This window comes from Fodinibius sp. SL11, assembly GCF_052060035.1.
GTDB lineage: Bacteria > Bacteroidota > Rhodothermia > Balneolales > Balneolaceae > Fodinibius.
This window is the reverse complement of the sequence record NZ_JBPOEA010000010.1, coordinates 55077-77878: the sequence shown is the minus strand read 5'-3', so window position 1 is coordinate 77878 and position 22802 is coordinate 55077. Positions and strand designations below refer to the sequence as shown.

Here is a 22802-nt window from a genome sequence, read left to right as displayed (position 1 = left end):
GGGAATGATATTGGCATACTAAGGGGAATCACATTCCCCTTATAATGACACTGTGGTTAGCTATTATGGATTGATCTCTACCGTCAGCGGACTGGAGAGGATGCCTGACCGTATGGTGGAAGTACCGCTCAGGATACTGCGGACCTCGAGCCGGTATTCGCCTGCCGGAAGGTCAGGAATCGTAAAGATGAGCTCTCCCGGCTTATTGCGCAGCAGAGAACGCTCTACACGGTGTTCAGTAGCGTCCTGGGTATTGATAAAAAAGATGCCTTGCTGGCTATCCTCCTCATCAAACTTAAGCAGAGAGCCTTTAATGCGAGCACCATTTTGTGGGGTAAGCAGCTCACTTCTTGTCTCTGATACATTATCGTACAGATATTTAATATCGGGTGCCGGCTGCGATCCTTCTATGCGGACAGGCTGGATGGAAGCCGGCAGGCTTCTAAGTCTCAACCCGGAATTGATATTTAACTGCACCTTATGCCGGTTGGAATCAAACGGCTCCTCTTCTTCGTCGAAAACGCCGGTAACACTTGATGAAATATTTACCAGTGGTGTTACTACGGAATGCCCCTCTTGAACAATGCTTGTTATGGCCTGCGTGATCTCTTCGAACACCGCCAGGGCTTCTGCCTTGGTGACGGTAGACCCTTCGCGGGTCATCTGCTTGTAGATATCCTCAATAGTGTACGTATTGGAATTGCTACTTACAGCTCTATAGTCATTGGGATTATCAGTGATATGATTCGGAACCAAATAATACTCTAAAGACATATAGTTTATTGATTTAGTTATAGTTGGCCGGACCGTACCGCGCCTGATTTGCGAAAGGTAAATCAGCGTCTCTCCGGTACCGGGTTTTATTTGTTTATTATGGGACGCAATGGAATACTACGTCCACACTCTTGATTCAATTCTCTATTAATTTCTCTATTAATAATTTTTTTGATTTGCAGACAAGAGTAGGCTGATGAACATTTGTTACAAAAAAAATTACTTTTTAATTTTTTCTGGCCATATGATGGACGATGGTTGACCCAAGTTAAAAGGTGAAAAGCTGTCAATGGTAGCTTATTGGTGTTTCTTTTCGCCTTTTGTCTTGACACAAAAGGCTTGTAAAAAGTCAAGACTTAGAATTTTGCAATCGTCATCACCCGGCAGCAGATGTGTTTTTTAGATGGTCCTTTTTCTATTGCTGCAGGTGTACAAGTAAAAACCGGTACAAAAAACACGACCACCTGCTTTGGTCGATTCCACAAAATTCATAGGACCTGTTTTAAAACCCAGAAATTATTTCCCGCGATTCACCCCGAACCCCCTGTTTGTTTAATTATCCGGCATAACGAATTTTGAGCGGAGTTACTGAGGCGATACGGAGTATTTCATACCGGTTTATAATCCCATCCAATTATCAATAGAACACGGACCATTGAAATACTCCAGCCGAAGGGCCGGAGCGTTTTCAAAATTCTCAGCCGGTGAGTTTTTTGGTTACTTTTTTCCTCGTTGAAAAACAGTAACAAGAACTTTGCTAACAAAAAATGGACATCCCTTTATCAAGAAAAGATACACTCCTTCAATATTCCGTGATTGGTCGTTTTAAAAAATGGAACAACATACGTTTAATAGATCCCAAAATTTAAGCTTTGTGACCTTTTTCATAATCAATCTCCCTCATTCCCTCTTCTCCAAGAGGGATGATTTCTTACTGCCAGCTTCACGGTTTAAACCGGTCCTAAGAATTCTGTGCGCAGGACGGCGGGATGTGTTGGGCAATTCATACCGGTGATTCCATGTAAACATGCACAATAGTACAAGGACCATTGAATTGCCCACATCCAATGTCCGTAGCTGAAGTCAGAATTCTCAGCCCGTCCTGTGGAATGCTACAAAGTAGCCCTCCGAGAATCGGAGGATTCCACGAAGGAACTTGATCTTTTAGTATCTTTTGGATCAAGCCAAAAGATACACCAATATCCTTGATATGCGATCGTGAAAGATACACCTCTCACCAACCTACGAGCAGTTTCCTGGAGATGGATTCGATAGGTGTGCCGAATTGATACTGAGCCTACGACCAATCGATTATGAGTCCCTCTTTTTTCGGGACAGTTATTGCCCTCAGTTTCTCTTAAAGCCCCCTTTTGAGTGTTTTTGTCCACACTTAGTACCCCAAATTTTCGTACCTAATGAACCATTTTAACGACAAAAAAATCGATTGATTTGACCCTTTTTTGGGCTATTTTTTTCGCCGATTGTGCGCGATTTGTGCGAGAACATCATAGTTCATTGCGTGTTTTTTAGTAATAGAAATTAGACACGATTGTTCGTGCGTACAACGCACTTGCAACCGTGGGTTATTATTAGAACTACGCACCGCACCAGAGGTACGGAACGAGATGGGGTCGGCCTACATTTTGTTTCGACACGGAGCGTAGCAACGAGATATGAAATGACAGGGTTGGGGCAAAGTCTCTCCGAGGAGTCTTACGAGGAGGAGTACCAAATCTTGATATAGACAGTGAGCCAATATAAGGAAACGTACTATATAACGGTTGAGACTCCTCACTGCTTTCGGAGTGACATAAGGGTTTAGGGTTTTATCACATTTTGTCGTCAATGGTGGCGTCGCTTAGCTTTCCTAGTTTCCTACAATCCCAATACCATAATCAACGAGTCATCTCGACCGTTAGGGAGAGATCTTTGTTTAAGATAGATTGCTGAAAAGCAAAAACATAGATTTCTCATTCCACTGCGCTCCATTCGAAATGACAGGGTTGGGGCAAAGTCTCTCCATGGAGTCTTATGAGGAGGAGTATCAAATCTTGATATAGACAGTGAGCCAATATAAAGGAATGTGCTATGATAACGGTTGAGACTCCTCACTGTGCATGCCTGCACGAAGATATCATAATTTCATGAGTCCTATTTCTTATAAGTTTCGGCGAAGGCAGGCTCGGAGTGACATATTGGGTTTCGGGCTTTATCACATTCTGTCGTCAATGGCGGCTTTGTTAATATTTACTTTGTTCCTGAGTATAGCTCTCACAACGTTGATGCCATCTCCTCTCTCAACCGGTAGGCTGCTATTTTGACAAAAGAGTTTCTCCCTGTGAAGTAGGTAGAAATAAAAAGAGGGCCAACGTAACGTTCTGCTCCAGAGGTACGGAACGAGATGTAAAACTAAAAGGCATATCCTTACGGACATGCCTCATAAATAAACTTTACACTTTGAGTATGACTGATTCCAAAGTATTCACTTTTTCAAAATCACTATCCATGGTGACTAATGGAAAATCAAGGTAGGTAGAAGTGGCTGCGATTATAGCATCCGGAATTTTAAGTCCCTGCTCTTTTCTGAACACTATAGACAATTTACGTATACCCACATGCAAATCAATCAAACTGCACTCTTCAATAAATGATTTTATAATCTGCTCTTCCTGATCGCTGAGCCCTGAGTAACTTAATAATTCAATTTCTGTGATGCAGGAAATCCATATTTGTTGCCCTTTCATCACCTTTCGAGCAATATCTAAACCATTGAAAAAATTTACGAGTAAAGAAGTATCTGCAACGATATTATTTCCACTCATTCCTAACCCTTTTCTGATATTCTAACCCTTTCTCATCAAAATGTACTTTGCCGAAGTATTTATCCAGACTTATTTTTCTCTTATTTTTCTTACCCGTGGCCTGTTGAATCGCCTTTCGAATCTTTTCTACAGAATCATCATTCGTTATGATTATAGACATAATGCTCCTTTATTCAGTTTATAATAGATACCCAAAAGCAAATGTAATAACATAGTACATCTAACTCATTAGCAAGTTAATATATTATGATATATATCATATAAACAACTTTTGCTTGTTTAATATCCATGAAACTTTACTATATCACAAGTTACCCCTAAACTTTAACATCAAGCAACTGCTGCCACTTTGATACTTTGCCCTCCAATAACCTAATCACTGTTCCACCAACCCCCTTCGAAGCGGGGAAAATGAATTCCGCGTCAGCGGAAGAAAAAGGGGATGTTGCTATGACTACGTAAATGCTACGTTCCGCACCAGAGGTACGGAACGAGATTTTCTTAGCAAATAAAACGATATTGTAAAACAAAGATTTCTCACTTCACTATGTTCTGTTCGAAATGACAGGGTTGGGGCAAAGTCTCTCCATGGAGTCTTGTGATTAGGATTACCAAGACCCGAAACGGGCAGCAAGCCAATATAAGGAAATGTGCTTTGATAACGCTTGAGACTCCTCTCCCGACGACTGTCGGGCTCGGAGTGACATATTGGGTTTCGGGCTTTACCACATTCTGTCGTCAATGGCGGCTTCGCTTAGCTATCCTAGTTTCCTACAATCCCAATACCATAATCAACCAGTCATCTCGATCGCAAGGGAGAGATCTTTGTTTAAGATAGATTGCTGAAAAGCAAAAAACATAGATTTCTCATTCCGCTGCGCTCCATTCGAAATGACAGGGTTGGGGCTGTGTTCGAAAAATAAGGAAGCTTACAGATTGATCTGTGTCCGAGATAACAGGGTTGGTCATCGATCGCCCGTCTCCGTTAAAATAGGGTTATTATTAAATAGTGCTGATCAGCCCCCGTAGCTTCCTTTTAACCTTATCAACTGCCTTTCAATTTTATAGTGCCATAAGGGGGACTTTTTTGTGCAACTTCCACGGTTTTCATCGTGCATCCTGAGACCTGCATCCTGAAAAACAAAAAGGCACCTCCTCTCGAAGATGCCTCTAAACGAAACTTAATACTTAAAATTATCTACTTAATACTAAAAATCAAACCGCCACGCTATCAGCTTCTTCCTCGTACTCCTCTTCTCCATTTGTCACAATTTCTAAAGAATCATCGCTGTCGTTGCCATTCAGTGGCTCCAGCATTTCGGGATTAAACTCAATACCCCACTTTCTTTTTCGATAGGCTTGCCAATCATATCCGAATAATTTAGAAGCTATTCGCCTTTTAAGTCCATTGGTGGGAAATACGATAAGACTCGTTAATATTACAGCACCTAATAAAATATTCACATTGAGATCGAGTAGTGCCAAGGTACCGATTATAGCTACCAACAGTAGACTTTCTCCATAGAGCAGCAACGAAGTATTTCTATGAGAAAGCCCCATGCGCAACAACTCGTGATGTACGTGCTCCTGCCCTGGTTCAAAGATAGATTTACTGCGACGTAATCTCTTGAAGACTACACGCAATGTATCAAACAGTGGAAATCCTAAAATAGCCACCGGTAGAATAGCAGATGCATTTCCAAAAACAGAGGCAAACAGCGGATCTCCACTTAATGCAATAAACTCTATTGTTTGTACTGACAGCAGGAATCCTAACAGCATAGATCCCGTATCACCCATAAAGATGGAAGCGGGACTAAAGTTGTAATACAGAAAACCTAATAACGCCCCTGAAAGACAAAATGAAAACATGGCCATTGGAAGTGCTCCAACATAAAAAAATGCCGCTCCAAATATTGCAGACGCAATCGCACTTATCCCCCCTGCCAACCCATCAATGCCGTCAATTAAATTAATGGCATTAATGACCACAATAACCGTAAAAAATGTAATGGGAACGGCTACCCAATAGGGTATTTCTGCCAGACCAAATACCCCATAAAAATTATCAATGAGCATGTCACTGCCAAAGATAATAAGACCAACAGCCGTTAATTGAGCCGCAAGTTTTTTTCGAGCCGAAAGAACAACCAAGTCATCTTTTAATCCTACAAAAAATAGAATGGTAAGTGCAGCAGCCAGATATGAATATCCGCTCAAACCATCGGCCCAGGGACTTACGGAATAACTAATGATAAATGCAGAAAATATAGCAATACCACCCAACGTAGGTATTGCCTCGGAATGTAACTTCCGATCATCATCCGGATGGTCAAACAAATGTTGCTTTTCGGCCACCCTCTTAATTATTGGTATCGCAAAATAGGAGATTAAACAGGATAGTATAAAGATCACACCTAATGTCATCCCGCCATCTGGTAGTAACGGTTGTTCCATACACACTTTATTTAACTAAATAAAACGCCTCTGCTTGTTTTGGTTTGAAAATGTAATGGTTTTAATGATTTATTACAATTTTGCAAGAATAATTATTAAATCTCTGTAAATATACTTAGTACAATAGATACCTGCTCCAATTGTAGGCTTATCGTACTGGTGGCAGTAATAGTCGGAAAGATATCACCGAAGTTTACATATACAACCTATGTATAACATGAAAATTGCATTAAATACATTCTCCCGTTTTTAAAGAAGGATTCCATCTGCCAATTTTTAGCTCTCCCTTCCCAACAGGTAACTAGAAAATGTCACTTTATAAGCCCCGACAATTCTGAAGCTACCAAGAGAGAACTATATTGCTTCTCAATAAATTACTGTATCGATAGGTTTCTCTACCTCCTACCGTCTTCGAAATAACTTTGAAGATCTGCAAGATGGTCATCTTGACTGGAATCCCAAATTATGGGACGAACTGTTTTTGAATTGACAGTAATTAGATCACTCAACCTTGACCTAAAACCTCAACCACTACGCTTGCCAAATATGGATATCAGACTTGTGCTGAATGCCATTCATCTCGTGACGGCTGTCGATAATACAGTCGCTCCATTCGGCCAGCTGCTTGTAATCAATATCCGAGTGATTTGTTGAAATCACTACGGCATCAAATTGGCTAATCGTCTCCTCATCCCACTTTACACTTTCAACTCCTGTCCAATTTGGATGTTCCCTCGTGGGTTTTATTTCAGGAATGTAAGGATCATAATAGGAAACATCAGCGCCATATTTCTCCAACAGATCCATGATTTTAAATGTGGGGGATTCCCGCTGATCATCCACATCTGGTTTATATGCTAACCCAATCACCAGCACCTTGCTCCCATTCATCGGCTTTTTGTGAGCGTTCAGCGATTTCAGCGTTTGATCAACTACATACTGAGGCATGGCCGTATTAATCTCTCCCGCCAGCTCAATAAACCGGGTATGTTCCTCGTACTCCCGAGCCTTCCAAGTTAAATAAAAAGGATCAATGGGAATACAGTGGCCACCCAGCCCCGGGCCCGGCACGAATTTCATAAAGCCAAACGGCTTCGTATCAGCGGCATCAAGTACCTCATGAACATTGATATCCATTTCAGCAAACACCACTTTCAGTTCATTCACCAAGGCAATATTTACGGCCCGGAAAACATTTTCGGTAATCTTTACTGCCTCGGCCGTTTTTGTGTCAGACACGGGTACCGTTTGTACAATAGCCGTATCATACATGGCGCAAGCCAGCTCGATCCCTTCTTGTGTATGCCCCCCAACCACTTTGGGGATGCTGCCCGTATCAAAATTAACATTACCGGGATCTTCGCGCTCGGGACTATAGGCCACATAAAAATCTTCTCCTGCCGTTAATCCCGACTTCGATTCCAATATGGGGATAATCAACTCTTCGGTTGTGCCCGGATAGGTAGTAGATTCCAATACAACCAGCTGCCCCTCACGGAGATGTTCCCCAATGGTCATAGCTGTTTTTTCTACATACTGCATATCCGGCTCGCGGTGCTCGTCCAGCGGCGTGGGGACACACATTAATATTGTATCGGCTTCAGACAACCGTGTAAAATCTGTTGTGGCATCGCACCGATCGCTACCCGCCAGCTTCTGCATCATTTCTTCGCCTAAATGTTTTATATAGGGAGTACCATTTTCGATACATTTAATTTTTTCTTTGTCGATATCAAATCCCAACACCGGCATGTCGTTACTGTGGAAGGTCCACATCAACGGTAACCCCACATAGCCTAAGCCTACAATTCCGACGGTGTATTCTTTGTTATCAATCTTATCTAATAGCTCTTGAAGCATTTATTTCTCTTTTTAAATCTGAATCTAAACTTTGGGAATGCTGAATATAAGGCCTTCAAATTGTAAGTGAAAAGACAATAAACGTTTTTAAAAACCCAGAAATTGTTTCACATAATTTATCCCTAATATTGATCATTTCTAATAGATCAAGGACTCATAAATTGGGAAAGCTTAAAACCCTTTCCTTCAATCTCCCTCATTCCCTCTTCTCTAAGAGGGATGTTAATATTCTTGCCAGCTTTAAGATTTTAAATAAAACCGGCCTAATGAATTTTGAGCAGAGACCGAAGGATGAAAAGAATAATTCTATACAGGTACCTATTCAAATAGAAGGCATTCAGTGTAACTGACCATTAGAATTATCCCATCCGAAGGTCGAAGCCGCGTTCAAAATTCTCAGCCGGCGATGTTTTTGGGTTCCGTTTTTGCATCGTTCCCAAAATGGAACAATTCCATATTGATTCCATAATAATTAAGAAGCTTCTAAAATAGCTTTGATAATACGTTTCGCCGTACTCCCATCCCAATACAGCGGCTTCGGAAGATCAGCATTCCCAGCTACACCATTTTGCAGATGCTTTTTGATATGTTCCAAAATCACTCCCGGATCGGTACCTACCAGTGTATTCGTCCCCTCGGTAATGGTAATGGGACGCTCGGTATTTTCCCGAGCAGTGAGGCAAGGAACGCCCAAGGCCGTCGTTTCTTCCTGGATACCGCCGGAGTCCGTCAACACCAGCCGAGCATTATTCATCAGGCAGACATTATCCAAGTACCCCACCGGCTCCAATAAGTGTAAGTTTTCAATAGACTGCAGCTCTTCCCACAGCCCAAACTTTTCGGCATTGTTTTTCGAGCGCGGATGCACAGGCCAAACCATTGGCAATTCTTCGTTCGCTTCTTCAAGTATTCTTACAAAATTACTTAATGTTTCTTCCTGATCTACATTTGAGGGACGGTGCAGGGTAACCAGTACGTATTCTTTTTCATTAATTCCTAAATCATCCAAAATCGTAGACTCATCCGACCGTTTGCGCATATTAAAGAGCGTGTCGATCATAATATTTCCAACAAAACGGATCTTCTCTTCGGGAATGCCCTCTTTGATCAAATTCATATTACCGTCAATAGAGGGCGTCAGCAAAAGGTTAGCAATACTGTCAGTAAGCACTCGGTTGATCTCCTCGGGCATATCCCGGTCGTAGCTTCGCAGGCCGGCTTCGACATGAGCAACTTTTATTCCCATTTTATTAGCTACAATTGTACAAGCCATTGTAGGATTTACATCCCCGACCACAATCACCCAGTCGGGCTGTTCTTTCTGTAACACCTTTTCAAATTCAGTCATCACCTTGGCGGTCTGCTCCGCGTGGCTACCGCTGCCTACTCCTAGATGATGATCAGGTGCAGGAATACCCAACTCATCAAAAAATATTTTAGACATCTCGTAATCATAGTGCTGCCCGGTATGCAGTAGCTGCGCTTCTATTTCCTGATGATTTTTGTACTCCTCTAATAGCGGTGCCACTTTCATAAAGTTCGGTCGCGCACTGGCAACATTAATAATCTTCATAAATAAATCTTAGTTATTAAGTCAAAAGTTTTAAGTGTAAAGTATCTAATTATAACTTATTTTCAGCTATCTTTTTGAGCTCGTTAAGCATCTTTTGGGCTAACATTTTACGGTCATAAGCTTTGGCTAGCTTTGCTCCATTCTGCGAAGCACTTTTATATAATTTTTTGTCTTGCTTAAGTAAACTAAGCTTTTCTAAAAAATCATCCTTGTTTTCTGGTTCAAAACAGATACCCGCTTCGTATTCTTTAATAATTTCCTGCGCCTGTCCCTCTACTCCAAGTAAAATAGGCAACTCCATCGAAGCCGCTTCAAATATTTTTGATGGAATCACAGTCTTAAAGGTATCTGACTTTTTAAGAGGAACTAAGGAAACATCAACAGCATCAAGATAATCAGGAACCTTGTTTTTTGGAATAGGATCTACAAAGGTTACATTTTTGAGCTGTTCTTCATCAGCAATTTTCAGCAGATTCTCTTTTTCTGATCCATCCCCAATAAAAAGAAAGTGGGTATCGGGATCTTCAATTTCTCCGGCACATTCTAAAATAAAATCTAAATTGTGAGCCATTCCGTGTGTACCCACATAACCGATAATGAATTTATTATTGAGTCCTAACTCCTCACGAACAGCACCACCGTCACTCGCATTAAGATCAAAAAGCTCTAAATTAGAACCATTAGGTATAACCAATTGTTTACTTGGACTTATACCACGGTCACTCAAATTCTTCTTAAAAGCATCCGTTACAGGAATAACCTTATCGGCACTTCGATATAGAAAAAGTTCAATACTTTCCAGAATATTATAAACAACCCCATCTTCCAATGCACCAACCGTTTTGATCGACTCAGGCCATAAATCACGAACCTCAAAAACCCAGGGCTTGCCTTTAAATTTTGATAACGCCCATCCCGACCATGTCGTAAAAAATTGGGGAGAAGTAGCAATAATAATATCTGACTTCTGGAATAAACCTGACCAAAATGAGGTGACGGCGAAGCTAAAATAATCTAACGTTCGCTTTAAAAATCCCTCATTAGACGTAATATAACTCCACACTCGAATCACCTCAATACAATCAACCTCTTCTTTCTCGTGCCAATTATTTTGATATCCCTCATACACCTTGCCCTGCGGAAAGTTCGGTGCACATGTGATAACGGTTACTTCGTGACCTTCGCCAACCCATTCCTTGCAATGTTCATAAGTACGGGTTGCCGGGGCATTTACCTCCGGCGGAAAATTATCAGTGATGAATAATATGTTCATAATGTTTCTGACTCAGAGTACTCACAGAAGTCACAAAGAACAAAGTTTATTTTTTCTCTGTGAACTCTGTGTTCAATTATCACTCCGTATCCTCTATGTTCAATGAAATTCTCGATTCTAATTCGCTAACAAACTGCACTTCAATTTTGGGGGCCATAATATACTGATTATAACCGTTGGGGCAATCATAGCTATACTTTTTTATCTTATCAGCCGATTCGAATTCTATATTAATTACACCGACTTTTACGCAACTATCCGCAACCGACACCTCACCTAAAAGCGAAGGATGAAAATGTATATAAAACTTTCCTGTGGCATCCTCTATTCCGATTAAACGATCTTCAATATATATATAATCTTCCTTCACCAACCATTTCCGTTCGTGAGTAATTTTCCAAGGCCGGTATCCATCATGCACTGCAACCAATTCCCTATTATCCTCAGCCTTAACATCAACTCTTGCCCGACGCCCCACCCGAAAAGCACTCCATACTTCCGACTGCTCCTTATCCTCAAACTGAACCGTATTATGAAAAGCCGTTGACCGCTCTAACTGACGGCGATCATTATCTTTATAGGTTGATATACCGGGATCGATAATAACCGGCTTACCATCCATATATAACGCAAAAGAAAAAGTATCGCTGTGGGCATGACCCGGCTGATAATCTGGCCCAATCTCTCCTACATCACAAATCAGCTCAAAATTCTCTGTCTTAAATTTACGATATCCACTTTCTGATAGCTCTACAGGCTTAGCTGTTATCTCCAACCGATTAGCGTACTCAAATAGTTCTTCGGGACTCGGACCAATGCCCTTCGCGCCATCATTTAATAACGGCAGTTCTTTGACAGAAGACAGAGGACCGTTTACGAATGATTCCTCGCTGTCTTCTGTCTCCTGTCGTCGGTCAACGGTCATCTGTTCCAACCATCCAAGCATAAGCTCAATTTTATTTTTAAGCTTTTTCCCCAATCCAGTATCGTCTCTCCAGTCATTGCTCACCACCAAATTATAACAATCCATCAACCGCTCAAGCAGTATACAGTGATACATCGTTGATCGCTCAAAATGACCGCCGTCTTCTAATACTTGTTCTTGTAGGTGATCAACTAAAATCTGCTCTGCTTTATTATACAGTTCTTTATCTTGGAAGTAATATGCTCCAAATAGTAAACTGCATCCGTTTTCTAACAGATGGTTCCCCAGTAGGTGGTATTCCAGGTTATCCAATAGCATTTGATATTGGGCATACAGACTCGCATCTATTTGTTTGTCCTTAATATTATATTTACTCAGAAACTTAATCCAGTTGATACCACGTAAGGAGATGGGATAAGGTTCAAGTCCCTCTCGATTGTTATCAACTTGTTCTAGAAATCTCCTGACTAACTCTAATCCTTCTTCTTTAGTAATATTGGGCTGATGAAGGTAATCGAAGTAGTTGAGATTGTAAGCCCACAATTTGCCATATTTGCTGAAGTTCCAACCAATTGCACCTTCGAAGGAGTAAGATTGATTTAGAAAGGTAAACACTTTTGGAGGCTTGAAGCTGGAAATTTGAAGTTGGATTCCCTGCTCTAGTTCAAGGTTATTTCCCTTTTTGGGGATCGATAGTGGGTAGGTGTGGCCGGTGAGGTTGCGGAATTTATCGCGGAATATATACCAGTGGCGGTACCGAATCTGGATCGGTTTGAGATGCTTAATCGTCCTATAATAAAGTCCTAACTTTTTTAACATTTTTTGTTTAACCACTGAGGACACAAAGAACACTAAATTTATCTTGTGTTCTTTGTAGTTACAATATCACGCGTTTAATCCCGTGCTTCATTAACTCTACATTAAAATTTAATAACAGCCCCAAACGACATTCTGATAATTTTAAATAGGTCAGGACTTGTGCCATGTGTATTCTATTCAACTCTTCAACTGCTTTAAGTTCATCAATTACCTTCTCATTGATTAACAAATCCAGTCTATAACCCACATCTAATTTTTCTCCATCAAAATAGACTGGCTGTGGCTTTTCTATTTCTACTTTATAGCCTTCTTTTAATAGGAAGTGAGCCAATACAGCCTGATAAGCGTATTCAAGCAATCCCGGACCTAATTCCCGATGAATCTCTATTGTAGCATTTACAATATTTGATGCTATTCTGTTTTCTTCATCCATATGTTCAATTTACAAAGAAGTTCACAAAGGGCACTAAGATACACCTTTCTTTGTGTTCTCCGTGTCCTTAGCGGTTAATCATTTGAATCCACTTGCCTTGTTTGAGGCTTTCGATAGCAGCAAAGGTAGCGCGAGTCGTGTTGACGATTTCATCGAAGGGAATCAAAGGTTCTCCACCCTCTTTCCAACGCTTGGTCAATAAATTGAATTGATTCTTGTGTCCTTTGTCCTGCTTCGTGCTTAACACTTTATTACTCAAACTGAAAAAACTATCATCAAACCCATAACCATAGAGCTTCCGGAAGTTGTCCATGATCAAATTTCTTTCCTGATGATATACTTCAACACGCTCTTTTGAATAAGACTTATTCCCATTGGCAAAATAATTGATCACGCCCAGCGAACCGTTCTCATACTTTAAATGAATAGACGCATTATCCGTATTTTCTTTGGGATTAGTACCCATCGCCTGCATGCTCACTTCCGTTACCCTTGAACCGGTCAGATAGGTAATCAAATCCACATAATGACACGCCTCCCCTATGATACGTCCTCCACCAACCTCGGGATCGTGCACCCAAACGTCCGCAGGGATATGTCCCGCATTCATCGTTGCAATCACATTCATCGGACCCGGTTGTTGTCCCACCAGCTCTTTCATCTTCTCGGCATGAGAAGAAAAACGGCGATTAAATCCAACGGTTACTGTATTAGCTGTTTCCTCAACGGCTTCTATAATCTCATCCAGTTCTTCTTCTTTCAGTGCCAAGGGTTTTTCAACGAAAACCTGCTTGCCAGCCTTCAGAGCCTGCACTGTCATTCCCGCATGCAGGTTATGACGCGTGGTAACCAGCACACCATCTACTTCATCATCAATCAGCACCGCCTCCAAGTCAGTAGAGCTGTTTGGCACATCATATTTCTTGGCAAGAGTAGTAGAAGACAATCCGCCAGAACTAACAATGTACTTCACTGTTGCACCGGCATCCTTAAGAGATGGCATAATCATCGCCTGGGTAAAATTACCTGCGCCTATTACGGCCATCGTACCCGTCCCCCCCTCAAAAGAAATATCACCTACTTTAATCGTTCTATTATTTTTCTCTGCGCCCTCAGTGTATTCCTGAGAATCCTCCGTCTTCAATGGATACTCCAGGATAGAAGCGATGCTATCCATCCCATCCATATCCCCATAAATCTCCTCATAATCCTCCAGCGGCACGCGCTCGGTTATCAGCGACTCCACATCCAACTGCCCTTCTGCCATGGCTCGCAGCACCGCCTGGAAATTCCGCTTCTCTGTCCATCGCACATACGGCAACGGATAATCTTTACCTTTCTGTTCATACTCTTCATCATAACGACCCGGACCATAGGAACAACTCACCTGAAAACTCAGTTCCTTTTCATAAAAGTCCGATCGGTCAATATCCAATCCCACGACCCCCACCAGCACAATACGCCCACGCTTGCGACTCATATTGGCTGCCTGTTTAATAACAGCATTGGACTTTGTACTGGCGGTAATCAACACCGCATCAGCTCCAATATCCCCATTCTTCTTTTTTACAAACTTAACAGCGTCTTGTTGACCGGAATTGATCGCTGTAATTCCATATGAACGAGCTCGTTCAACTTTTTCTTGATCAAGATCCAACCCTATCACATCACATCCGTTAGCTTTCAAAAGCTGAGCCGATATTAACCCTATTAATCCCAGTCCTAAGACTACTACGTTTTCTCCAAAGGTAGGTTCTATAAGACGAATGCCCTGCAGGCCGATAGCTCCCACTACCGTAAAGGCGGCTTCGTCGTAGGTAACACCAACAGGAATTTTAGCAACCAGGTTCTTAGGAACAGACACAATCTCAGCATGATTGCCGTTGGAGATCACGCGGTCACCGATCTGAAATTCGGTAACTCCCTTTCCTACGGCAATTACTTCTCCCGCCTGGCTGTAGCCCAGCGGCAGTGGGGTATCCAACTTGCGGAATACAGCCTCGAAGGTTGGCTTGATACCATCGGTTTTCATTTTATCGATAACCTGTTTGACTTTTTCAGGCTGCTGGCGGGCTTTCTCTAATAGGTTGGCCTGACCAAAATTGACCAGCATCTTTTCGGTGCCTAAAGAAACAAGGCTCCGGTGGGTTTTAATTAATACTTTGCCAGCCCCCACTCTCGGAGTAGGTACTTCTTCTAATATCGTTTCTCCTGATTTGAGATCCTGAATTATTTGGCGCATTTATAAACTTCTTTTCAATGTAATTTCTTTCTCTGTTTCTACGTTTCTAACCATTTCTGTAATATGTAGCATCAATTCTGTAGAAGCAACGATTTCATTTAAATCCCTATTATCATTCCGGAATGGTTGCATCACAGACCGTTTGTGTCCCACATCTTTAGGCCAATACCGCTTTTTATTCAGCTTGTCTCCATTCCAAACAGTCATCCTTCGAAAATCATCGATCTTGGCTATCAGCGTATCATATTGAAAGTTAATCGTTTCATTGATTCCTTCAAAAGGTTCGGAGCGAGCTGATATCGTTATAGAAGTTAGATCTCCAATACCATCGGTAATCGATATCGTAATATTGTCATCCGGTTCAGATAGGTCTGAATAAGCAATCTGAACAATATACTTTTTAGGAATATGATCTCTCCAATTATAAATATGAAACATTAAATCTATCCAGTGGCCAACATTGCCACAAATGCGGGTACCTTCTTGGGGATTACGATACCAATGGTCTTTTGGTATATCATGAGCCGAAATAAAACAATTCAATGTAAACCGTCCTTCATCCGTATGTAATTCATTATATCTATTCCTTAAATCTGTAACTGCAGGTGAATACGGACGGTTATATCCTACATAAAAATCGTTATTCGACTTTTCCAGCACTTCTAACAAACGGTCAAATTGTTCAAAAGAGACCGATATCGGTTTTTCAGAGAATACGTCAATCCCGTTATTTAAGAATTTAATAGCATAAGGGGTATGTGAAGCATGATTGGAGGCGATATAAACCAAATCTTCTCGATTACGATTATAAAGCTCGTTCTCTTCATCCAGAACCTCTGGGATACTATAGTATTCAGCCAGTGTTTTAGATTTCTTTTGATCAATATCGTAACAAAAAGAAAATTTGTTTGTCCATCCTCTGGATAAATAATAAGCAATAGTTGAAAACTGAAATTGACCACAACCTACTAATCCAATCTTCGGCTCTTTTTTGAGATATTTTGGATTAAAAATATTAAATCTCCTAAGCCTACCTGAAACTTTATTTACTGTTCTTTTTAATCCATAAATAGAACAGTATCTAATAACTTTTGAAATTTTTTTATAATAACTCTTCATCATTTAAAAACCGAACAATCTTAATTCAAAACTTTCTGATAAAGATTATAATAATCTGTGAAGCGATCTTCCTGATCAAACAGAGTTTCGGCACGATCTCTACAATTTATTTTGTATTTTTTATCCTCTTTATCTGTTATAGAAATCACAGCTTCTGCCAATTTATCTATATCACCAGGCTTCACAACTTTCCCGGTACTGTTACTAACCAATTCTGATGTAGCAGTTGCGTTGTAACCCGCTACTGGCGTTCCACAAGCCATAGCTTCGGCTGTAACCATGCCAAAAGTTTCTTCTTTGGAGGGGTTTACAAAAACATCTGCTTGATTATACCACTTAACCAATTCAGATATATCTTCTGTACGGGATATTGCTTTAATAGTTTGTGGCAGGTTCTTTTTTTGGCTTTTATTAATACCAATTAAAACAATTTGATACTCTACAGGTAGTTCTTTACTTAACTTTATAAAATCATTTAATCCTTTTCGCTCTTCCCATACACTGGCTACCCCTAAAACAATTTTCTTATTACTATCATTAGCTTCTCTTTTATTCAAAATACGAAACTGTTTCAAATCGACCCCATTTTGAATAACCTTTATTTTATAATTCTTTAAGAATGATTTATTAACTAACTTTTTCAACCATCTGCTTGGAGTAACAATTATTAAATTAGAATGTCCAGTAAAAATCCTTCTTTTGTCTTCAAAGTTTTTATGACTGTTATCGAAAAAGCTCTTGGGATAGGTATGGGTTAAAGGGCAATTTTCACAATGTGTTTTCCATTTTTCGCAACCTTCATCTGAAAAATGAATACAATGACCGGTAAACGGCCAACAATCATGCAAAGTCCAGACTACTGGTATATGCTGATTGTTTTTTAAATAATTAAAAAGAACTTCTAAATGAAGGTAATACCCATGCAAATTGTGTAAGCCAATAGCATCAGGTTGTATCTTGTTAATTTCTCCTATTAAATATTTGGTAGCTTTCTTAGATGCGAATCCATGACGATCGAAAAACCGTGTTTTTAAACCATGAATATAATTATCTAACTTAGATCCTATTTTTATTAATTCTGATTGGCTATCCTGAGCATTTTGCCCAAATGCTATGTAACTCTCATGCTCATTCCTTAAAAAAATGTTCCCAATGCTCTCTGCTATCCTACCAGTACTACCACTATTAGCCGTAACATTAATTTGTAATAATTTCATCGTCATATCTTTTTTCTTAAACTCTGGGTGGTTTATTTTCCACCATCCTTTCGAAAACAGTTAACTGGTAGTCGGGATTATAATACTTATCAATAACTTCTATACATTGAGAGTACAATTGTATTTCATCAAGATCTCTTTTGAACCAATATTCAATTTCCCTTTTTAAATCCTCTACACTCCCTTTCTTAAAAAGAAACCCATTGTATCCATCTTTAATTACTTCCGCCTCCGGCATTTGATTAGCCATATCATCATGTGTTGCTACCGGAGTGCCATAAGTTAGACTATGTATTCCCGTGAGACCTACATTACCCGGTGATACACAGAGATCAGCAGCTGATAAATATTGTGCAATTTTTTCTTCCTCATAACATTCCCCTACAAAATGAATCCATTTCTCTTCTACCCCTTTAGAACTCAATCTCTCTAGCCTTTCTCGTTCAGGACCGTCTCCTATTATCACTAGGTTTATATTAATTTCCTCTTTGTTAATATTATTTACTGATTCTATTAAGACATCAACTTCTTTTATAGTGGTTAACCTTCCGATAAATATTAGAACAGGCAAATCAGGATTTTTTAATGATTCAAAAACTTCATTTTTATCCATTCCTTTAAACTTTTCCCTTAGTTCCTTTTGAGTGTCATAATCTAAAGAATTAAACACAACATACATTTTATCAGAGTTAAACCCTTCACTCACCAATAATTGTTTTGCTCTACGCTCGTATAGCAGAAGTTTATCAGCTAAGCGTAGAAACGTTTTTCTCAAAAATAACTTCAAACTGTTTTCATTTCCGTATATTCCATGCCCCCAAAAGACAACTTCAATATTTCTAATTTTGCAAATAAATGCTGCAAGCCAATTGGTTATGCAATAAGCATTCCCCAAAAAAATGGCTGTATCAATCTTGTCATTAATGCATTTTTTCAAAACTCTACTCTGCCAAATAATAGACTTCTTAAACCAAATATTTTTTAAAAAATGGAATCTGTCTTGAAACTTACAAAGTGGTTTTTCACTGAAGTCAATTAATTTAATACCAAGCGGACCATCACCAAAGAAAAAATCCACTCTAAACTTGTCACTCGCAACTAATCTTTCCCAAAGGACCTTCCTATAGTGAGAAGGGATATTGGTAAAATGGTAGATAATGTTCATCCTAAAAAATAATAGAACTTAAAAAATATTGAATACATTGATTAACTGATAACCTTATAGAAATATCACTTATTTATGAACATATCTTCAGTTCCTTTTGATTTTTTTAGATGCATATGGATACATCCCATAATAACCAATGAGAGTGAAAAAAATAGTGAAAATAGGACGACTTCTATAATAATCACCGGTCATTGAACTTAAAAAGAAGATAATTATGAGTAATTTTATTTCAGCCCCATTTTTAAAATTTTTAAAACTATTTATGAGCAAAAATAAAACCGGAGCTAAAAATACAGTTAACCCTATTATCCCATTTGCTTTCAAAACATTCAGTAAGAAATTATCAACCGTAATACTACCACCATGACTTATTCCGCTACCAAGAATTGGAAAGCTAGATATTAGTTCAAGTGTCTTATTCCAATAAATATTTATTCTATTTTCAAATAGTGCTTTTCCAGCAGAGTTCCCAATCCTATTTAGCACCGAAATAGAATCGAAATCAATATTATAAATCATCCATCCCCCCAGAATTAATAAAAGGAAAGTAGCAGAAATCTTTTTATTAGCCGTTTTCTCTTGAAAAAAAGTAACATAAAGTATGTATACAATCAGTAATACTAATCCTGTTCTCGAACCCGAAAATGCTATAATTACCCCTGCCATAGATATTAATGAAAAAATATAAATCTCACTTTTATACTTTCTTGAAGCACCAATCAATAAAATTATCACAACTACGGCTAAACTGTTTGGGTTTTTGAAAAGCCCAATGATCCGATAATTTGAGGCTGTAAAATCTTTAAGGTAAACTTGTTCTACGTCATAAAAATTATTCAAAAAAACTCTTACTGGTACATAAATGTATTCCAAAACTGAAATTAAAAATACTAGGATGAAAAAAAATAGTAAGTAACCTGCTATTTCCCTTTTGGAAATATATCTGGATAACAAAGCCCCATAAATAAAATATATCAACATCAGTATATATGTTATAGAAAAACTGATATTGGCTTTAAAATCTGTAATTAAGAACAAGCTACTCCAAAATGAAGATATTATATTTATTACAGCTAATAGGGCAAAGCTTATTAAAAAAATTTTAGTAGTATCATATTTGCGAAAGGCAATCACATCACTATTTTTGAGAAGTAATAATGGGGCAATAAAAATTAATTCAAATGGGAAAACATAATTAAAGTTAAATTGCAGATGATGCAGAATTACCATAAAAAAAAGAGATAAAACTGCCCATAATTTTAAAAAGCTTCTACTTTTCATCTAAATAATCATTATTGATTATAAGATTTAGTAAAAATATCATCATAAATACTACCAATTTTATCCCACTTTAGATTCTTAACAATTTTTTGGGATTTCTCCCTATAATTACTCATCGTGTTTAAGTTTTCAAATACTGTTTTCAGCCCTTTATATACAGTATCTTCGTTAACAAAAATTGCTGACTCTTGATGTGTAAAAAGCCCATCCACTCCAGTATTTTGATGACCTATTATTAAACAACCCGATGCAGCTGCTTCTAAAAATGCACGACCTAAGGTCTCAGGATTACTAGGCATAATAAATACGTTTGAGTCTTTAAGTTGAGCTGCAACCTTCTCTCTACTTAAGTAACCTTCAAAAGACACTTCATTAACCAAGCCAAGTTCTATTACAAGCTCCTTCAAACTTTTCATCCTCGGTCCATCACCAACAATACAATATTCAAAATTTTGCCCCTGCTTTTTCAACTTTGACAAAGCATATATTACTTTGTCAATATTTTTAAGGCTTAATAATCTACACACACTTATAAGTTTCGGATAACTATATTCATTGTTCCCATCAAAATAGAAGATATCATCCACCGGATGAGGAACTAGTTCGATTTCATAATCATCTTTAAACAATTGATAATTCGTTGGACTGTGAGTAATCACCTGTGAGGCGTTTTTTATTACAGATCGAAGCACTGGTAGTTTGTACCAGTATTTTTCAGACTTGCCCCTAATGTTTATGATATAAGGTGTATCATATTTTTTATGTAACCAATAAGCAAGAATCGCATCTGGTATTAAATTCTGTGTAAGCAATAGATCTGCATTTTTGGCTTCCTGAAAAATTTTTTTTTGAACAACAAATATATACCAGACCCAATTGACAGGAATTAAAAAATAATTTAACCAGAAGTTACTTGTTGGAGGCAATAACCAAGGGTAGATAACTGTATCATGACCTTGAACTTTTAGTTGTCTCTTATGCTGATAATCTCTGTATTTCTTCCATTTATCATTAATCAGAGATAAGATAAAAGGCACATAGGGTAAAGACATAGCTATTGTGAAGTCATATCCATAATTGTCTTTCAGATAATCTTGGATTCGTAGAATAATATCATTTTCTCGCTTGAGTCCTTTTAACGGGATTATTGATGATATATTTAGAATATTCAATCTTAAAAAAACTGTTTCGTGGTTGAAATTAACGTCAACACTTGATTTTTCTCTACGCCATTCCCCTCTTTATACAATTGTATACAATCTTCTTTGAGCTCAGGATAGTCGTTTAAACGATTGATATTCGCTTCAAAGTATTCATCTTGAAATCTTTTTAGTTCTACGTTTTTAGTATACCAGTAATCAAGTGGATTCATATGGTTCTTAGTCTTTTTACTACATTTGTTGATTCCCAAACGCCTTAAAATCTTTTGAAGTAACTGCTGGACTGGTACCTCCTTCTGCACAAGTTTAATATGCCAATCTGTAATTTTTGCCTTTGTTGATTCCCAAACGTAATTAGCCGCTTCAGGATATTTTTTAATTATCCATTTTTTATACAATCTATGATCATATCTCATCTTGATTGGTACACTAAGTGCAAAACTCATAAAATCCTTATCATAAAACGGAGAATACGTTTCAGTAAATTCTTGTACAGGCAAAAGCCCCATATTAATACCATAAAATCCCCTTATATTCATCTTAAATAACTCCTCATTGCGATATTCACTAAATGTGATATCACCGAATTCTTTTTTTAAGGTATTTGAATAAGCCCCACTCAACTTTGAAAACTCGTGGCTATAAGAAGGTTCTGATGAATAGCTTCCAATAACAACATCGCCTAATTGACCTGTGTGGAGTAAGCCAAGATCGGAAAAGTCCATGTATTTATATAAACTATAACTGTGAGCCAACCCATAGTATAAAACATTACCACCCGAAATTTTATTAATTTCATCAATGGAATTTAGAAAGGTACCATTATCCAATGCTTTAAATAGCCACTCATGTTTTAAATCTTCAGCGATCTTTTTAGGGATAGATTCATCTAAATAATCACTCTGAGAAAAAGTGATATTCAATTGATCGGTGTATCCCATTTCATGAGCCACCCAAGAAGTCATCCTTGAATCAAGCCCACCACTTAAAGATACCAGATGTTTTAGACCATACTCTCGATCTTTTTCAAAAGCTAACTTAACAGCATTCCTGAATCTTTTATCTATTTCCTCTACAGCCTCCTCTTCAGTTATCTGAATAGGATCATTATTTAACTTGAAAAATTCTTTTGTTGTAAACCCATTTTTACTAATTATACCATAATGGCCAACCATCAATCTACTTACTTCATTTAAAATGGTAATATCTTCAAATACAAAACCATAGGTTAATAATAGATAGGCAGCATCTACATTTAAAGATATTGATATTGAATTAGCCATAAGAGTATTAACTAATTCTGTGTAATTATTTGAAATATAGATCTTGTCGTTATTATAGTGATAATAAATTGGCTTGCTACCAATATGATCTGAATATATTAGCCATTTGCCAGCATTTTTATCAAACAACAGTCCCACATAAGAGCCTTTCAACAGATCAAAAAAAGCATCCCCCTTTTGTTGGTATAAATCAACTATACATGATCTCCAATTTTTACTTGACATAAGCAAATCACTTTTATTAAGTACTGCCCCATCTAACAATAAAAAATAATTCTCTTGGTCTACATAAATACAATCATCTCCAAACTTACTATTTCCTTGAATCGTGACTTTAAAACTTTCATCAGAAAAATCTTTTTTCAGCTCAATTTCTACTACAAATTTCGACATAAC

The 22802-nt window shown here is 38.4% G+C and carries 17 protein-coding genes; 1 reads left to right on the top strand and 16 read right to left on the bottom strand.

The window, feature by feature from the left end; all coding sequences use genetic code 11:
* Window positions 1–63: 63 nt before the first annotated feature.
* On the bottom strand, window positions 64–774 hold the full coding sequence (locus tag ACQ76V_RS11665) for a DNA-binding domain-containing protein (protein WP_441000675.1): 711 nt from the start codon (window positions 772–774) through the stop codon (window positions 64–66).
* A 1555-nt stretch (window positions 775–2329) separates the two neighbouring features.
* Here ACQ76V_RS11665 and ACQ76V_RS11660 point away from each other — a divergent pair.
* The gene (locus ACQ76V_RS11660; RefSeq protein ID WP_441000674.1) at window positions 2330–2518 is read left to right on the top strand and encodes a hypothetical protein; all 189 of its coding nucleotides are present in this window, start codon (window positions 2330–2332) and stop codon (window positions 2516–2518) included.
* 706 nt (window positions 2519–3224) lie between these two features.
* Here ACQ76V_RS11660 and ACQ76V_RS11655 read toward each other — a convergent pair.
* From ACQ76V_RS11655 to ACQ76V_RS11585, 15 genes are all read right to left on the bottom strand, one after another.
* Complete coding sequence (locus ACQ76V_RS11655) at window positions 3225–3596, bottom strand: PIN domain-containing protein (RefSeq protein WP_441000673.1); 372 nt, start codon at window positions 3594–3596, stop codon at window positions 3225–3227.
* A complete protein-coding gene (locus ACQ76V_RS11650; RefSeq protein ID WP_441000672.1) occupies window positions 3583–3756 on the bottom strand; it encodes a hypothetical protein in 174 nt (57 codons plus the stop codon). Before ACQ76V_RS11650 ends, ACQ76V_RS11655 begins: the two co-directional genes overlap by 14 nt.
* 1055 nt (window positions 3757–4811) lie before the next feature.
* The gene (locus ACQ76V_RS11645; RefSeq protein WP_441000671.1) at window positions 4812–6053 is read right to left on the bottom strand and encodes an MraY family glycosyltransferase; all 1242 of its coding nucleotides are present in this window, start codon (window positions 6051–6053) and stop codon (window positions 4812–4814) included.
* A gap of 531 nt (window positions 6054–6584) precedes the next feature.
* Window positions 6585–7913 (bottom strand): nucleotide sugar dehydrogenase, encoded by a 1329-nt coding sequence (locus tag ACQ76V_RS11640; RefSeq protein WP_441000670.1) that lies wholly within the window; start codon window positions 7911–7913, stop codon window positions 6585–6587.
* A gap of 472 nt (window positions 7914–8385) precedes the next feature.
* Window positions 8386–9486: a non-hydrolyzing UDP-N-acetylglucosamine 2-epimerase gene (gene wecB, locus ACQ76V_RS11635; RefSeq protein ID WP_441000669.1), complete on the bottom strand. Its 1101-nt coding sequence runs from the start codon at window positions 9484–9486 to the stop codon at window positions 8386–8388.
* Window positions 9487–9535: 49 nt separating this feature from the next.
* A complete protein-coding gene (locus ACQ76V_RS11630) occupies window positions 9536–10759 on the bottom strand; it encodes a glycosyltransferase family 4 protein (protein ID WP_441000668.1) in 1224 nt (407 codons plus the stop codon).
* Between the two features lie 79 nt (window positions 10760–10838).
* Window positions 10839–12503 carry a heparinase II/III domain-containing protein gene (locus ACQ76V_RS11625; RefSeq protein WP_441000667.1) on the bottom strand — a complete coding sequence of 555 codons (1665 nt, stop codon included), beginning with the start codon at window positions 12501–12503 and terminating at the stop codon, window positions 10839–10841.
* Between the two features lie 58 nt (window positions 12504–12561).
* Window positions 12562–12936, bottom strand: coding sequence for a GxxExxY protein (locus ACQ76V_RS11620; protein WP_441000666.1), 375 nt, complete (start codon window positions 12934–12936; stop codon window positions 12562–12564).
* 67 nt (window positions 12937–13003) lie between these two features.
* Window positions 13004–15178 (bottom strand): bi-domain-containing oxidoreductase, encoded by a 2175-nt coding sequence (locus ACQ76V_RS11615; protein ID WP_441000665.1) that lies wholly within the window; start codon window positions 15176–15178, stop codon window positions 13004–13006.
* Window positions 15179–16300: a Gfo/Idh/MocA family protein gene (locus tag ACQ76V_RS11610; protein WP_441000664.1), complete on the bottom strand. Its 1122-nt coding sequence runs from the start codon at window positions 16298–16300 to the stop codon at window positions 15179–15181. It abuts the gene before it with no gap.
* Window positions 16301–16317: 17 nt separating this feature from the next.
* Complete coding sequence (locus ACQ76V_RS11605) at window positions 16318–17514, bottom strand: glycosyltransferase (protein WP_441000663.1); 1197 nt, start codon at window positions 17512–17514, stop codon at window positions 16318–16320.
* A 16-nt stretch (window positions 17515–17530) separates the two neighbouring features.
* Entirely contained in the window at window positions 17531–18679 is a 1149-nt protein-coding gene (locus ACQ76V_RS11600) for a glycosyltransferase (RefSeq protein WP_441000662.1), read from the bottom strand.
* Between the two features lie 87 nt (window positions 18680–18766).
* Window positions 18767–19963 (bottom strand): O-antigen ligase family protein, encoded by a 1197-nt coding sequence (locus tag ACQ76V_RS11595; protein WP_441000661.1) that lies wholly within the window; start codon window positions 19961–19963, stop codon window positions 18767–18769.
* Between the two features lie 11 nt (window positions 19964–19974).
* Window positions 19975–21135, bottom strand: coding sequence for a glycosyltransferase family 4 protein (locus ACQ76V_RS11590; RefSeq protein ID WP_441000660.1), 1161 nt, complete (start codon window positions 21133–21135; stop codon window positions 19975–19977).
* A gap of 2 nt (window positions 21136–21137) precedes the next feature.
* Complete coding sequence (locus ACQ76V_RS11585) at window positions 21138–22799, bottom strand: asparagine synthase-related protein (RefSeq protein WP_441000659.1); 1662 nt, start codon at window positions 22797–22799, stop codon at window positions 21138–21140.
* Between the last annotated feature and the right edge of the window lie 3 nt (window positions 22800–22802).